Source organism: Nocardia sp. NPDC003726 (genome assembly GCF_053586955.1).
On record NZ_JBSFNF010000009.1, the window covers coordinates 215,344 to 231,144 of the forward strand.

Annotated in this window: 10 protein-coding genes; 7 read left to right on the plus strand and 3 right to left on the minus strand. The window is 69.5% G+C overall.

What is annotated here, in order from left to right; translation table 11 throughout:
• Positions 1-72 precede the first annotated feature (72 nt).
• The gene (locus ACWDMM_RS15115; protein ID WP_195080070.1) at positions 73-1,212 is read right to left on the minus strand and encodes an XRE family transcriptional regulator; all 1,140 of its coding nucleotides are present in this window, start codon (positions 1,210-1,212) and stop codon (positions 73-75) included.
• A 331-nt stretch (positions 1,213-1,543) separates the two neighbouring features.
• On the opposite strand from ACWDMM_RS15115, the gene ACWDMM_RS15120 reads away from it, so the two are divergent.
• Positions 1,544-1,849, plus strand: coding sequence for a hypothetical protein (locus ACWDMM_RS15120; protein WP_083887588.1), 306 nt, complete (start codon positions 1,544-1,546; stop codon positions 1,847-1,849).
• Here ACWDMM_RS15120 and ACWDMM_RS15125 read toward each other — a convergent pair.
• Together ACWDMM_RS15125 and ACWDMM_RS15130 are read right to left on the minus strand one after the other, a co-directional pair.
• Positions 1,751-4,342, minus strand: a complete 2,592-nt coding sequence (locus tag ACWDMM_RS15125) for an AMP-binding protein (RefSeq protein ID WP_449937865.1) — start codon at positions 4,340-4,342, stop codon at positions 1,751-1,753. The genes ACWDMM_RS15120 and ACWDMM_RS15125 overlap by 99 nt on opposite strands.
• A 102-nt stretch (positions 4,343-4,444) precedes the next feature.
• Positions 4,445-5,329 (minus strand): PAC2 family protein, encoded by an 885-nt coding sequence (locus ACWDMM_RS15130; protein WP_039798445.1) that lies wholly within the window; start codon positions 5,327-5,329, stop codon positions 4,445-4,447.
• A gap of 167 nt (positions 5,330-5,496) precedes the next feature.
• On the opposite strand from ACWDMM_RS15130, the gene metH reads away from it, so the two are divergent.
• The 6 genes from metH to ACWDMM_RS15160 all read left to right on the plus strand — a co-directional run bounded on the left by metH (position 5,497) and on the right by ACWDMM_RS15160 (position 15,772).
• Complete coding sequence (gene metH, locus ACWDMM_RS15135; RefSeq protein ID WP_195080068.1) at positions 5,497-9,093, plus strand: methionine synthase; 3,597 nt, start codon at positions 5,497-5,499, stop codon at positions 9,091-9,093.
• A gap of 346 nt (positions 9,094-9,439) precedes the next feature.
• Entirely contained in the window at positions 9,440-11,257 is a 1,818-nt protein-coding gene (locus ACWDMM_RS15140; protein ID WP_449937868.1) for a protein kinase domain-containing protein, read from the plus strand.
• Positions 11,258-11,396: 139 nt separating this feature from the next.
• Positions 11,397-12,068, plus strand: coding sequence for an HAD family hydrolase (locus tag ACWDMM_RS15145; RefSeq protein ID WP_323123997.1), 672 nt, complete (start codon positions 11,397-11,399; stop codon positions 12,066-12,068).
• 148 nt (positions 12,069-12,216) lie between these two features.
• Positions 12,217-13,080 (plus strand): HalD/BesD family halogenase, encoded by an 864-nt coding sequence (locus ACWDMM_RS15150; RefSeq protein ID WP_195080066.1) that lies wholly within the window; start codon positions 12,217-12,219, stop codon positions 13,078-13,080.
• A gap of 128 nt (positions 13,081-13,208) precedes the next feature.
• On the plus strand, positions 13,209-13,961 hold the full coding sequence (locus ACWDMM_RS15155; RefSeq protein ID WP_449937870.1) for a class I SAM-dependent methyltransferase: 753 nt from the start codon (positions 13,209-13,211) through the stop codon (positions 13,959-13,961).
• Positions 13,958-15,772, plus strand: a complete 1,815-nt coding sequence (locus tag ACWDMM_RS15160) for a choline/carnitine O-acyltransferase (RefSeq protein WP_195080064.1) — start codon at positions 13,958-13,960, stop codon at positions 15,770-15,772. Before ACWDMM_RS15155 ends, ACWDMM_RS15160 begins: the two co-directional genes overlap by 4 nt.
• The last annotated feature ends 29 nt before the right edge of the window (positions 15,773-15,801 follow it).

A 15,801-nucleotide genomic window follows, 5' to 3' on the forward strand; every position in this document is an offset into this window, starting at 1 on the left:
CACGACGTTCCGGAGTCCGGCGTGGCCGCGTCCGGTTCGTCACCGTTCGCCGCGACCGCGGCGCAGGTCGGCTCACTCGACGGACAACGAACGCAACTGATCCAGGTACGCGCGGGTGCGCGGGTCACCGGGGAACCGCTCGATGATCTCGCGCGCGACTTCCCCCGCGATCCACATCAGCGAGGGCACCGACCGCCTGCTGCCCGCGAACGCGCGCATGCCCTCGGTCACCGCTAGTTCCAGGTCACGGTCGCGCACCGCGACCACGGCCAGGGTCAGATGCGCTTCGGAGACCCGCATCGGATTGCGCACGCTGCCGTCCGGGCGGGTGGCGTTGCGGATCACTTCCCGCGCGTAGGTTTCGGCGAGCCGATCCTCGCCCGCGACCCGGCAGCAGTCCATCGCGTAGAAGTCGAACTTGTTCGCGTCGATGACGAAATGGTTGTCCAGATTCGCCGGATGATCGAGTCGCTGCAAGATAGCTCGGCCCTCGTCGAGCGCCGCTTCCACCTCGCGCGGATTGCCCAGCCGCGCCCACGCTTTGGCGCGCTGGGCGGCGAGCTGCACACCGACGCGCAGATGCTGGCTTACTTCCAGCGTCGGCTGAACGGTCTCGATGACGCCGCGGTAGTTGCCCTGGGTCAGCGCGAACCATGCGGTCATTTCCGCTGCCCATGCGGCGATCTCGATGTTCTCCGCCTCCTGTGCCAGTGACTGGGCGGCGCGGCGGGTCGCCTCCGCGGCGGTGCGCCGGCCGAGGTCGTAGTCGACGCAGCCGACCAGCAGCGCCACCCATCCGGCGAGCACGAGGATCTCGCGATGCTGCGCGAGGGTCAGGCGACCGTCCAGCAACGAGGTGATCCTGCGCAGCCAGGCGGTGCCCTCGGTGTGCAGGTCGTGCGGGTCGGCGTAGGAGTACTCGCAGCACAGGCGTTCGGCGGTGATGCGGATGGCCTCCAGGGTCACCGAGGACACATCCGACATACGGAGGCGTCCGATGAACTCGAGGGTGTCCATGCCGGTCGCCGAGAGCAATTCGTCGTCCCGGTTCGGCCTGGCCTTGGGAAAGAACGCCGCGGTCACCGTGTCGAAGGTGGCGGCGATGATGGGCGCGTAGAAGTCGTCGGGGCGTGATTCGCCCGATTCCCAACGGCGCCAGTTGCGTAGGAGAGTACTGTCGGTCGGCAGGTTGTGCGAAGACTTTCCACGCATCACGCGAACAGCGTCGGCTTGCGACCACCCCCTCGCGTCACGCTCGGAACGCATTCGGACTGCCCAGACGGGTCGATCGTCGGTAGCGGCCACGTCTGTAGTATCGCACCAGTTAACGTTCGGTGGCCCGAAGAGGGCAGGCAGATGTCCGTGTGTTGCCAGCTACTTTCGCCGGCCCGCGTTGTGCATGCTTGAACTGGCGCCAGAAGTTTGCCAGCCCCTCCTGTAAGAGCAGTTGCAAGTACATCTGCTCTTGCACGAAGCGCAAATACCCCGTAAAACGGGTGGATCCACATAAGAGAACAGCGATCCCAATCCAACGGAGGTTCGGGTGGAAGCGTTGATCTATGGATACTTGCGTGACGATCTGGCCGACGGCCACAGCAAGGAGCTCGAGGCCGCGATGAGCAGCCTCGCCCGGGAGGAAGGGCTGTGCTTCGCCGCAACGTTCCATGAATCGACCGGCGGTGACGGGACGGCTTTCGCCGAGCTCACGGCGGAGCTCAAGCGCGCGGACGCGCACCATGTCGTGGTTCCCTCACTCGATCACTTTGCCGGCCAGACGATTCCGCGCGACATCCTGATCGCCAAACTGGCTCAGGAGGCGGCGGCGCGGGTGTGGACCGTGGAGAGCTGACCGTCGCGACCGAAACGCCCGATACCGCACCGACCCCCAGCGTCGCAGCCCGGTCACCGCGCCGGTGACGAGTACACCCGCTGCCAGGGAAGCGAGCAGCCCCGCCAACCGGTGCTGTTCGAACAGCGGGTATACCTGCCAGTGCAACAGATAGACGAACAGCGAGCCGTCGGCCAGCACCGCCGCGCAGACGGCGACGACGCCGGGGACCCGGACCGCGGACAACCACACCAGCGCGAGCAGACCCGCCATGATCAACCGTTCCCGCTCGGGAACACCGAAATAGCCGGGCACCGTGATCAGTACGACGGCGCTGACCGTCATCCGCTGCCACATCGACGTCGCCTTCGCCGCCGCCCAGCCGAGCGCGAACAGCCACACCGCCAGCGGAGAGAACGGAACATCCTTCGCCGAATACAGACCGAACGCCTGGTATCGAAAGACGAGGCTCAGCGCGACCAGCGCCATCGCGAACCAGAACGGCTCGGCCCGCTGCCACCGGTCCACCAGGGGAATCCGGATGAGCAGCCCGGCCGCCAGCATGAAATACACCAGCACCTCGAGAAACCACAGGTGCCCGGCGGTGGCGCTGTCGTGCGGGCCGAGGATCTTGTTCAGTAACAGGACATTCTGCCAGCCGTAATAGTCGGTGCGGGTCAGGGTCAGCGCGACCCAGACCGCCGTGGGCACCGCGATGTATCCCACGGCGCGCATGGTGTGGCGCCATCGCTCGGCAGGCGGCGCGGCGGTGACGCCGAACCGGGCGAAGTTGAAGCCGGCCACGCCGAGCAGCACGTGCGCCGCGCCCCAGAGCACGAACACTCCGGCGTGCGAGCTCACGATGAGCGCGATGCCGATCGCGCGCAGCAGCGTCCCGGTGTCGAGCGCGCGCCCGAAACGCCTCCGCCCCGCCGGTATCCGTTCCAATTCCGCTACGGACGTGTTCGGCCAGTCCGTGGGCAGGCGGCCGAGCGCCCGCTCCAGGCGTGCCGCGGTGGTCACGTAGGTGAGCGAGTTCCCGCCGAGGTCGACGAACGTGCTGTCCGGGTGGATCCGCGCGGGATCTATGCCGAGCGTCGTGGCGTAGACGGCGCGGATGTCGCGCACCTGCGGCGCGGCTTCGGCCAAGCGGCGGATAGCGGGGTAGTCGGGTTTGCCGTTCGGTAGCCGAGGGATTCGTCCGACCGAGTGGACCCGGATGGCGGCTGCGGGCAGCCCGGACAGCCGGGCGGCGAGTTCGGTGGGATCGGACCGGGAGGCCTCCACGGCGACGACGAGGTGGGCGTCGTCGTCGGTGCAGCACGCCGTGCAACCGGCCTCCGCGAGCCCGGATTCGAGACGCTCCAGATCGATGCGCAGTCCGAAGATCTTGGCGAACCGGCTACGCCTGCCGACCACCTGATACAGGCCCTCGGGTGTGCGCCGGGCCAGGTCGCCGGTGCGCAGGGCATCGACCGTACGGCCGAGTGCGAGGTCGGCGGCGGACGTCGCGTACCCCATCATCACATTGGCCCCGCGATAGACCAGTTCGCGCGATTCGTCCCCGTCGTCGGCTTCTTCGACCGGCTCGAGGGTGAATTCACCGCCCGGGATCGGGATTCCGATGCAGTCGGGGTGCGCGTCGGCCAGATGCGCGGGCAGATAGGCCATCCGGGCGGTGGCCTCGGTCTGGCCGTACATGACGACGAACTCCCAGCCGCGTTCCCGGCCGAGCGCGGCGTATTCCCGTACCCGCTCGGGCGCGAGCCGCCCACCGGCCTGGGTGACATAGCGCAGGTGCGGCAGGTCCATGCGGGCGAAACCGATACGGTCGAGCAGATCGATGGTGTAAGGAACAGCGGCGAACGACGTTGCGCGACAGTCCCGGAAGGCGTGCCAGAACTGGGTATCCAATACCGACTGGTCGGTGAGCATGAGGCTCGCCCCACGCCACAGGTGGCTGTGCACCACCGACAGTCCGTAGCAGTAGAACATCGGCAAGGTGGTGGCCGCGCAGTCGTCCGGTCCGATGGCCAGGTACTCGGCGATGGCCGCCGCGTTCGAGCGCAGGTTCGTCGCCGACAGCCGGACCAGCTTGGGCGATCCGGTGGACCCCGAGGTGCTCAGCAGCAGCGCGAGATCCGGATGCAGGCGATGCGCCGAGTGCTGCCGGACCACTCGGGTGCGTCCGTCCTCGATGAGCACGTCCGGGTCGTAGGCGTCCCGCAACTCCGCAGTGATCCGCTCGGTCAGCAAGACGACGCATCCGGCGTCGAGCGCTGCGAGGTAGGCGACGAGCGAGGCGAGATCGTTGCGCGCGGCGAGCGCGACGAGGCGGCGGGCGGGGCCGAGTTCGGTGGCGAAGGCTTCGACGAGCGACGCAAGCCGAGCGTAGGTCACCTGCCGGGGGACCGAGGCCCGGTCGCCGCCGTTCGCGCCCGCGCGGTCGGGGCACCGGACGGCGATCCGCTCGTCGAAGGTGCGCAGACGCTCGACGATCGGATGGGCGGTCACCGGCGAAAGTGTAGGAGGCGGTCGTTCCGACCCGGAGGTGGCCCCCCGGCGAACTTCCGGTGAACCCGGCGGGCGGCGCCGAACGCGCCGCCGCGCAACCGATCAGAGACCGAAGCTGCCCGGACCCCGTCTGCGCAGGTACTTCTCGAATTCCGCCGCGATGGCGTCGCCGTCGATCTTGGCCATCGCCTCGTTCACGTCGACCGCCGCGTCGCCGCGCTCCTCCAGCGAGCGCACGTACTCGCTGATCTCCTCGTCGCCCACGGTCATCTCGTTCACCGCGGTCTCCCAGTCCTCGGCCTGCTTGGGCAGCTCACCCAGCGGCACCTCGATGTCGAGCACGTCCTCCACCCGGTGCAGCAGCGCGATGGTCGCCTTCGGATTGGGCGGCTGGGAGACATAGTGCGGGACGGCGGCCCAGAACGACACCGCGGGGACCCCCGCCTTCACGCACTGGTCCTGCAGCACGCCGGTGATCCCGGTCGGACCCTCGTACCTGGTCTGTTCCAGGTTGAACCGCTCGGCCGCCTCCTTGCTGTAGGCCGAGCCCGTCACCGGCACCGGGCGGGTGTGCGGAGTGTCCGCCAGCAGCGCGCCGAGAATGACCACGGTCTGCACCCCGAGCTGTTCGATGAACTCCAGCAGGTCGCCGCAGAAGCTGCGCCAGCGCATATTCGGTTCGATGCCGCGCAGCAGGACCACGTCGCGGTCGCTGCCGGGCGGCGAGCAGACCGACAGCATTGTCGACGGCCACTGGATTTCCCTGGTCACACCGTCCACCTGACGCACCGTCGGCCGGTTGACCTGATAGTCGTAGTAGTCCTCGGAGTCGAGCTCGGCCAACGGCTCGGCGTCCCAGATCAGTTCCAGATGCTCGACGGCGCCGCTGGCCGCGTCACCGGCGTCGTTCCACCCCTCGAAGGCGGCGACCAGTACCGGATCCCGCAACGTCGGCAGTTCCGGATCGGGAGTTTCACTGGCGTTCACTCGGTCAGCCTACGGCGTGCGGCGAAATGGCGTGTCGTATGACGGCCGGACCGGGTGGCGTGTTTCCGCGCGCGGACAGGGCGGCGCCGCACGGCGCGTGTGGTCCAGGACACCGAGGCGCGACGCCGTGGCCTGGATCGTCGGCCCCGCCCACTACGCTGGAGCGCATGTCTGCGTCCATCCCCGCCGAGTTCGACACCACGCTACTCGACACGCTGCGCCGCCGTGTCGTCATCGGCGACGGTGCGATGGGCACCATGCTGCAAGCGGCCGATCTGACCCTGGACGATTTCCGCGGGTTGGAGGGCTGTAACGAGATCCTCAACGACACCCGCCCCGACGTGCTGCGCGGTATCCACCGCGCCTACTTCGAAGCGGGCGCCGACGCGGTCGAGACCAACACCTTCGGCTGCAACCTGCCCAACCTCGCCGACTACGACATCGCCGACCGGATCCGCGACCTCTCCGAGCGTGGCACCAGGCTGGCCCGCGAGGTCGCCGACGAGATGGGGCCGTCCTCCGACGGTACGCCACGCTATGTGCTCGGCTCGATGGGGCCGGGCACCAAGCTGCCCACGCTCGGTCACGCCCCGTTTGCCGCGCTGCGCGACGCCTACACCGAGGCCGCCCTCGGCATGCTGGACGGCGGCGCCGACGCCATCCTCATCGAGACCTGCCAGGACCTGCTGCAGGTCAAGGCGGCGGTGACCGGCAGCAAGCGCGCGATGGCGAAGCTGGGCCGCCGGATCCCGATCATCACGCACGTCACGGTGGAGACCACCGGCACCATGCTGGTCGGCAGCGAGATCGGCGCGGCGCTGACCGCGCTGGAACCGCTCGGCATCGACATGATCGGCCTGAACTGCGCGACCGGCCCGGACGAGATGAGCGAGCACCTGCGCCACCTGTCGCGGCACGCGCAGGTGCCGGTCTCGGTGATGCCGAACGCCGGCCTGCCCGTGCTCGGCGCCGACGGGGCGGTCTACCCGCTCACCCCCGAGGAACTGGCCGTGGCGCTGCGCGGGTTCGTCACCGAGTTCGGCCTCGCCCTGGTCGGCGGCTGCTGCGGGACCACGCCCGAGCACATCCGCCAGGTCACCGCCGCGGTGCGCGAGGTGGAGCCGACCCTGCCGCCGATCGCCGAGCGGCGCGCGCCGGTGCACGAGCCGAGCGTGTCCAGCATGTACACCGCGGTGCCGTTCGAGCAGGACGCCTCGGTGCTGATGATCGGCGAGCGGACGAACGCGAACGGTTCCAAAGCGTTCCGCGAGGCCATGCTCGCCGGGGACTGGCAGAAGTGCCTGGACATCGCCAAGGACCAGACCCGCGACGGCGCGCACATGCTCGACCTGTGCGTCGACTACGTCGGCCGCGACGGCACCCGCGACATGGCGGAGCTGGCGAGCAGGCTGGCCACCGCCTCGACGTTGCCGATCATGCTCGACTCCACCGAGACCCCGGTGCTGCGGGCCGGGCTGGAACACCTCGGCGGGCGGTGCGCGGTCAACTCGGTGAACTACGAGGACGGCGCCGGTCCCGATTCGCGTTTCCAGCAGACCATGCGCCTGGTGGCCGAGCACGGCGCGGCGGTGGTCGCGCTGACCATCGATGAGGAGGGCCAGGCCCGCACCGCGGCGAAGAAGGTGGAGATCGCCGAACGGCTGATCGCCGACATCACCGGCAACTGGGGGCTGGCGGAGAGCGACATCATCATCGACACGCTCACCTTCACCCTCGGCACCGGCCAGGAGGAGTCGCGCCGCGACGGGCTGGAGACCATCGAGGCCATCCGCGAGCTCAAGCGCCGCCATCCTCGGGTGCAGACCACTTTGGGCCTGTCCAATATCTCCTTCGGCCTCAATCCGGCCGCCCGGCAGGTGCTCAATTCGGTCTTCATGCACGAATGCGTCCAGGCCGGTCTGGATTCCGCGATCGTGCACGCCTCCAAGATCCTGCCGATCAGCCGCATTCCGGAGGAACAGCGGGAGGTCGCGCTGGATCTGGTGTACGACCGCCGCGCGGAGGGTTACGACCCGCTGCAGAAACTGATGGCCCTGTTCGAAGGCGTGTCCACCTCCTCGTCGAAGGCCTCGCGTGCGGAGGAACTGGCCGCGCTTCCGCTGTTCGAGCGGCTGGAGCGGCGCATCGTCGACGGTGAACGCGCCGGGATGGAAGCCGACCTGGACGCGGCGATGACCGAGGTGCCGCCGCTGCAGATCATCAACGAGACCCTGCTCGCCGGGATGAAGACGGTCGGCGAGCTGTTCGGGTCAGGACAGATGCAGCTGCCGTTCGTGTTGCAGTCCGCCGAGGTGATGAAGGCCGCCGTCGCCTACCTCGAGCCGCACATGGAGGCCACCGACGACAGCGGCAAGGGCCGCATCGTGCTGGCCACGGTGAAGGGCGACGTGCACGACATCGGCAAGAACCTGGTCGACATCATCCTGTCGAACAACGGCTACGAAGTGGTCAACCTCGGCATCAAACAGCCGATCGGCACCATCCTGGACGCCGCGGTGGACAAGAAGGCCGACGTCATCGGCATGTCCGGGCTGCTGGTCAAGTCGACCGTGGTGATGAAGGAGAACCTCGAGGAGCTCAACGCCAAAGGCGTGGCCGATCAGTTCCCGGTGCTGCTCGGCGGTGCGGCGCTCACCCGCTCCTACGTGGAGAACGACCTGGCCGACGTCTACGAGGGCGACGTGCACTACGCGCGCGACGCGTTCGAGGGACTGCGGCTGATGGACGACATCATGACCCGTAAGCGCGGCGGCGACCTCGACCCGGACAGCCCCGAGGCCATCGCCGAGCGGGAGAAGGCGGCCGAGCGCAAAGCGCGCCACGAGCGCTCCAAGCGGATCGCCGCGGAACGCCGGGCGGCCGAGGTGCCCGTCGTGGTGCCGGAGCGCTCCGACGTCGCGGCCGACCTGCCCGTGCCGGTACCGCCGTTCTGGGGCACCCGCGTGGTGAAAGGCCTCGCGGTGCACGAGTATTCGGGCCTGCTGGACGAGCGGGCGCTGTTCCTGGGGCAGTGGGGCCTGCGTGGGCAGCGCGGCGGCGACGGACCCGGCTACGAGGAATTGGTGGAGACCGAGGGCAGGCCGCGGCTGCGCGCCTGGCTGGACCGGTTGAGCACCGAGGGCGTGTTGCAGCATGCCGCGGTGGTGTACGGCTACTTCCCCGCGGTGTCCGAAGGCGATGACGTCATCGTGCTCACCGAACCGGACCCCGACGCGCCGGAACGGCACCGGTTCACCTTCCCGCGTCAGCAGCGCGACCGGTTCCTGTGCATCGCCGACTTCATCCGTTCGCGGGACTACGCCCGAACGACCGGCCAGGTGGATGTGCTGCCGTTCCAGCTGGTCACGATGGGTCAGCCGATCGCCGACTTCGCCAACGAGCTGTTCGCGGGCGACAGCTACCGCGACTACCTCGAGGTGCACGGCATCGGCGTCCAGCTCACCGAGGCGCTCGCCGAGTACTGGCACCGCCGCATCCGTGAGGAACTCGTCCTCGACGGCCACGCGGTCGCCGACTCCGACCCGGCGGACGTGCAGGAGTACTTCAAGCTCGGCTATCGCGGCGCGCGGTACTCCTTCGGCTACGGCGCCTGCCCGGAGTTGGAGGACCGCGCCAAACTGGTCGACCTGCTCGAGGCCGGTCGCATCGGCGTCGAACTCTCCGAGGAGCTGCAGCTGCATCCGGAGCAGTCCACGGACGCCTTCGTCCTGCTGCATCCGGAGGCGAAGTACTTCAACGCGTAAGCCTTGGCCTGCCGGTCATAGCGAAATGCTCTCGGGTCAAGGGCCTTCGCTACCTGGCCGGATGCTGCGTCACGCACCGCCCGGCGCGCTCGTCGGCGCGTCATCGTGGGTGGGCGCGCGCTGCTGACCTGCGAGATCACCGGTGCCGGCGTGGGGAGGTGGATGTCTGTCGGGTGGATGTGCCATTGTCGAAGGCGTTGTAACTGCATCCGGGGCAGTCGGCGGATGCGTTCGCGTCACTGCTCAGTGGTGCAAAGCACCTCGGCGCGTACGCTTTCGGAGTCCCTCCCGGCTTGCGCGTGGAGTGCGGAACGGCTAGGCGCGCAAGTAGGAGAGGCACACCACCATGACGGCGGATCGACTGATCGCGGGACGGTATCGGCTCACGGATCCGATCGGCACCGGCGCCATGGGTGTGGTCTGGCGGGCCACCGACGTCCGGCTGCAGCGCACCGTCGCGGTCAAACAGGTGCTGCTCGGTCCAGGACTCACCGGATCGGCTGCGCTGGAGGCGAAACGGCGTGCGATGCGGGAAGGGCGGATCGCCGCGCGGCTGCACCACCCGAACGCCATCACCGTGTTCGACGTGGCCGAGGACGACGGCCAGCCCTGGCTGGTCATGGAGTACATGGACGCGCCGAGCCTGGCGACCAAACTGTCGGGCGATCGCACGCTGCCGCCGCTCGAGGTCGCGCGGATCGGCGCGCAGGCGGCGAGCGCCTTGGCCGCCGCGCACGACGCGGGGATCATGCACCGGGACGTGAAGCCGGCGAACCTGCTGGTCGCCGACGACGGCACGGTCAAGATCACCGATTTCGGCATCTCCAGGGCGGTCGGCGACGTGACGGTCACGGCCACCGGCTTCCTCGCCGGGACACCGGCCTATCTCTCACCCGAGGTCGCCCGCGGCGAGGACCCGGAACCGGCGTCGGACGTCTTCGCGCTCGGTTCCACGCTGTACGCGGCGGTGCAGGGCACCCCGCCCTTCGGCGAGGGGGACAACCCGCTCGCCCTGCTGCACGCGGTCGCGCAGGCCGAGATCCCGGCGCCGGAGGGCGCGGGCGCGCTGGGGCCGGTGCTGATGTACCTGCTCGCCCCGTCCGTCGCCGACCGTCCGACCATGCGCGAGGCGAAAGAGGCCCTGGAAGCCGTTGCGGCGGGACGGGATCCCCAGGTGCCCGCGCCGGTGACGAAGGTGATCCCCGCGCCGGGAACGGCTGCCGCCGCGACGACCGTCCTGCCGAACCGAGCCGCCACGGTTTCGCCGGAGCGGCAGGACGAGACCGGAGTCACCGCGATCGTGCCGGGTAGGTCCGCGCCGCAACCCGTTACGCCACCGCCGGCGCCTAAGCGAGCGGCCGGGCTGGTGGCGACGTTGCCGGGCGTTCTGCGCGTCCGGCAGCGCGGCCGGCTGATCGCCGTGGAAGCCGCCGCGGTGGTCGCGGTGCTGATCCTGGTCGCCGTCATCGCGACGCTGACCAGAGCGGACGGCGAGGGTGACGCCGCGCCGACGTCCTCGGTGGCGCCTCCGGCTGCCGTGGCGCCCGAGAACACGGTGGCACCGTCCGGCGCGGCCGGCCCGGAGCCACGACAGGCCCCGGCACAAGCTCCCGCCCAAACCCCGCCGCAGGCTTCGGCTTCCCCAGCGCCCACCTCCGGGGCCGTGCCGGGGCCCGCGGCCACGTCCGTGGGCGTCCCACCGCCTCCGCCGGCCCCGGGAGCCACCGCGCCGGCGCCGACGACGAACCCTGTCCCGAACACCACCACTCCGCCGCCCAGCAGCACGCCGCAGCCCACCACCTCCAGCCCGGCCCCGACCACGACCGGCCCGACCGCCACCGCGACGACCACCCCGTCCGCGCCGACATCCGACCGGATCGCCTCGTTCATCCAGGGCTACTACGGCATGCTGCCCGCCAACGTGTCCGGCGCGTGGACCCAGCTCGCACCCGGATACCAGGCGCAGACCGGTTACGACTCCTACGTGAACTTCTGGGGCACGATTCGGTCGGTGCGCGTGGGCTCGGTCACGCAGAACGGTGCGAACCGGGCGGTGGTCGCGCTGACCTATACCCTGAAGAACGGCACGACGACCTCCGAGAACCGCTGGATCGAGGTCGTCGGCGACAGTGCCAAACTGCAGATCGCCGCATCGGGCACCTAGGGGTGAAGTCCAGAGGTCGGCCGGGTGCCCGGTGGCAGACCTTCGATGGCACGGGTTCGGTACGTTCGTCCGCCGCTTCGGCGGCCGGGGCCGAGCCGTGCCCGTAACCGTGGACATGATCTAGGAGAAGGACCGAAACGTGACAGCGCGACTGGCTGGAGTGCTCTGGGACATGGACGGCACGCTGCTCGACTCGGAGAAGCTCTGGGACGTCGCGGTGCGGGAGCTGGCGCGCGAGCACGGCCACGAGATGACCGACGCGATCCGGCACGCGCTGATCGGGGCGTCCGGCCCGAACGCGCTGCGGATCATGTTCACCGGTCTCGGCATCGAGCCGACCCCCGATTCGCTGCGTGCGGCGGGGAAGTTCCTGGAGCGGCGGGTGACCGAATTGATGACCGGCCCCATCCCGTGGCGGCCGGGTGCGAAAGACGCGCTCGCCATGGTGCGTGCCGCGGGGTTGTCCAGCGCGCTCGTCACCAATACCAAGCGGTCGCTCACGGAGTTCGGTCTGGACACGCTGGGGCGTGACTTCTTCGACGTCTCGGTCTGCGGCGACGAGGTGGCGCACGGCAAGCCGGAGCCGGACGTCTACCTGCGCGCCGCCGGGCTGCTCGGGCTCGATCCGAGGCAGTGTGTGGCAGTGGAGGATTCGCCGACCGGTGCGCGTGCGGCGCAGGCGGCGGGTTGCGCCGTGCTGGTCGTCCCGTGCGAGATCCCCGTGCCGGACGCGCCGCGGCGGGTGTTCCGGGATTCGCTGATCGGACTGACCGTCGCGGATCTCGAACACGCTCTGCGCGTGCGGGGTTGAGTCGACAGGGTGATCGCGCCGCCCCCTGAGTTCGTCGAGAGTTACTGTGCCGCAACGGGTGTGCGCGCAGATGATAGGTGTGACCGTGATCACCGGCAATCTCGCCGAATCCCGGGCGTGTCGGCGAGCGCTCCACCAAAATGACGCCATGGCAGCGTTGGGCGTCCTCGACGAGATCGTTGATACCGCACAATATCCCCTGGCGGACCCGGAAGGACCCGCGCTGCGGGAAGCGATCCGGCGCGCCCGTGCCGAGCTGGCCGAGACCGGTTGCACGGTGCTACGTGGATTCATCCGTCCCGAACTGACCGAAACCCTGCGGGCGCAGGGCGAGCTGATGGCCCCGCACGCGCACTACGAGGTCGAGCGGGTCAACGCCTACAACATTCCCCTGGACGCCGACCTGCCGCAGGACCACCCCGGCCGGATCGTGCTGGAACGGGGCAACGCCTTCGTCCCCCGTGACCGCATTCCCGCCGACGCGCTGATCCACCGGCTCTACACCGACGAACTGTTCCAGCGCTTCGTCGCCGACTGCTTCGGCCTGTCCGAACTGCACGAGTTCGCCGATCCCCTGGCGGGACTGTGCCTCAACGTCGTCGCGCCGGGAATGTCGCATCCCTGGCATTTCGACACCAACGAATTCACCGTCTCGATGCTCACCCAGCCCGCCGAGGACGGTGGCGTCTTCGAGTACTGCCCCAATATCCGCACACCCGAGGCGGAACATCTCGACGACGTCCGCGCCGTGCTCACCGGCACCGGCGAACGATTCGTCCAGCGGCTCGAACTGCGTCCGGGCGACCTGCAGCTGTTCCAGGGTCGCTTCTCGTTGCACCGCGTCTCACCCGTCGGCGGTGCGCGCCAGCGCCATTCGGCCATTTTCGCCTACACCGATCGTCCCGGGATGGTCGGCACGGTGGAACGCACCCGGCAGTTGTTCGGCCGCGTGCTACCCGACCACCTAGCCGCCGCGGCCGACGCCGTCCGGGGCGATCGACTGCTCGACTGAGCCGAACGGCTCGACTGACCGAGCTCGACCCGAGAGGACCGACAGTGCCAGTGCCGTTAGACACCACCGGGAAAGCGTCTTTCGACGATATCTACGTCCGCCCGGATCCACGCGCTTACTACGCGCGCATGTCCGAACTGGACTACCGCATTCCGGAACTGGCGAAACCGCTCTTCCAGCAGCAGATCCGGGAGTTCCGCGCCTCCGCCCGGGTCGGCGTGCCGACCGTGCTCGATCTCGGGTGCTCCTACGGCGTCAACGCCGCGCTGCTGCGTCTGGACACCACCATCGGCGAGCTGGCCGAGCACTACGCCGCCGCGGACGCCGACCGCGCCGATCTGATCCGGCGCGATCGAGCCCGCGTCGCGGCGCGGGCCGAGGCCGAGGACGTCCGCTTCATCGGGATGGACGCCGCGCGCCCGGCCCTCGAGTACGCGCGCGAGGCCGGGCTCCTGCACGAGGCGGTACACGCCGACCTGGAGTCCGGCGAACCGACCGACGAGCAGCGCGCCCTGCTGGCGACCGCCGATGTGGTCGTCTCCACCGGCTGCGTCGGCTACATCACCGAGAAGACTTTGACCCGAGTGGCCACCGCGCACCCGCGCAGGCGGCCGTGGATGGCACACTTCGTACTGCGCATGTTCGACTTCGCACCGATCGAGGCGGAACTCGCCGCGCTCGGCTACCGGACCGAGCAGGCGCCGGGGTTGTACCAGCAACGCCGGTTCGCCTCCGCGGCCGAACAGGCGCAGGTGCTGAACACCCTGTCCGCCAACGGGATCGACACGACCGGCCGGGAAGATCAGGGCTGGCTGTATGCCAACCTGTATGTCTCCAGGCCGCTGCCGAAACATCACGCCGACACCGAGGACTCGCATTGACCGAACGCACCTTCGCCGCCGACGACCACCTACCCCGGGTGCCCCTGCCGACGCTGGAGGACAGCTGTAGCCGGTTCCTGCAGTGGTGCGAGCCGCTGCTGACCGCCGACGAGATCGCGGCCACCCGGGCCGCGGTCGACGACCTGCTGCGGCCCGACGGGCCGGGGCGCACGCTGCACGCGGCGCTCGCGGAGTACGACGCGACGCCCGGCGTCGGCAGCTGGCTCGACCTGTTCTGGCCGTCGCGGTATCTGGGCAGGCGCGACCGGATCGCCCTGAACGCGAACTTCTTCTTCCTGTTCCAGGACGACACCCCACTGGCCGCGTCCACCGCCGCGACCCAGGTGGACCGTGCGGCGGGCATCATCTCCGCCGCCGTCGACTACAAGCTGGCGCTCGACCGGGAGGCCATCCCGCCGGTGACCCAGCGCGGGCAGCAACTGTCCATGTGGCAGAACAAGTACCTGTTCTCCGAGACCAGGATCCCCGGCGTGGAGCAGGACACGGTGCGCGTGCCCTACAGCGCGGAATGGCCGGGCCCGTCGCAGGCCCGGCACATCGTGGTGTTCTTCCACGGCAGCACGTTCCGGATGGACGTGATCGGTCCGGACGGAGCGCCGTACTCGCCGGAGGATCTCGCCGACGGGCTGCGCGCGGTGCTGAAGGCGGGCGCGCGCCCGGCACGCACCGACACCGCCGTGGGGCACCTCACCACCAAGGCTCGCGCGGAATGGGCGCAGAGCAGGCAGCGGCTGCTGGCCGAGCCGGCGAACGCGGCGGCGCTGGACACCATTGAGACCGCACTGTTCGCCGTCTGCCTGGAGGACTTCGCTCCGCGCGACGAGCTGCACGCCTGCGACGAGCTGCTGCACGGCGACAGCGCGAACCGGTGGTTCGACAAGTCGGTGTCCTTCATCGTCTTCGCCGACGGACAGGCCGGCATCAACGTCGAGCACTGCGGGCTGGACGGCACCACCATCCTGTCGTTCGTGGACACCCTGCTGGAGACCACGGTGCAGGAGCACGCCGCCCACTCCGGCGCGCAGGCGCAGGGGCTGCCCGCGGTGGAGGCGGTCGAGTTCGTGCTGGACGAGGCACAGCGCAGCGATATCGCCGCGGCGGGCGCGGCCTTCGCCCAGTACGCGGCGGCGAACGCCACCCAGACGGTGTCGTTCCCGGATTTCGGCACCGCCAAGGCCAAGCAGCTGGGCATCTCGCCGGACGCGTTCGCGCAGCTGAGCTACCAGTTGGCCCACCGGCGCAGCAAGGGGCTCACCGGCGCGACCTACGAGTCCATCGCCACCAGGCAGTACCGCAACGGCCGCACCGAGGCCATGCGGGTGATCACCCCGGAGATGATCGCCTTCGTGGACGCGATGCAGGACCAGGACGCGAGCGCCGAGGCGAAGCTCGCCGCGGCGCGCACCGCCGCGGCCGCGCACGTGGAGCGGGCCAAGCAGTGCCAGGCCGGGGACGCGCCCGAGCAGCACCTGTGGGAGTTGCAGTGGATCCAGCGGCGCCGCGGCGCGGAACTGGGCGTCACCGACCCGATCCCGCTCTACGACAGCCCCGGCTGGACGATCATGCGGGACGACTACCTGAGCACCAGCTCGGCGCCGTCGGTCAACATCCGTTACTTCGGCTTCGGCTCCACCAGCTCCCGCTGCATCGGCATCGCCTACGTCCTGCTGCCGGACCGCTGGAATCTCTACCTCGCCACCCCGAAACCGGTCGCCGACCAGATGTACGCCTTCGCCGACCACCTCCGCACGGCCGTCGCCGATCTGCAGGCGCTGCTCGCCGGAAACTAGCGTTCTCCGCCCGGTGCGCCCGCCACGGC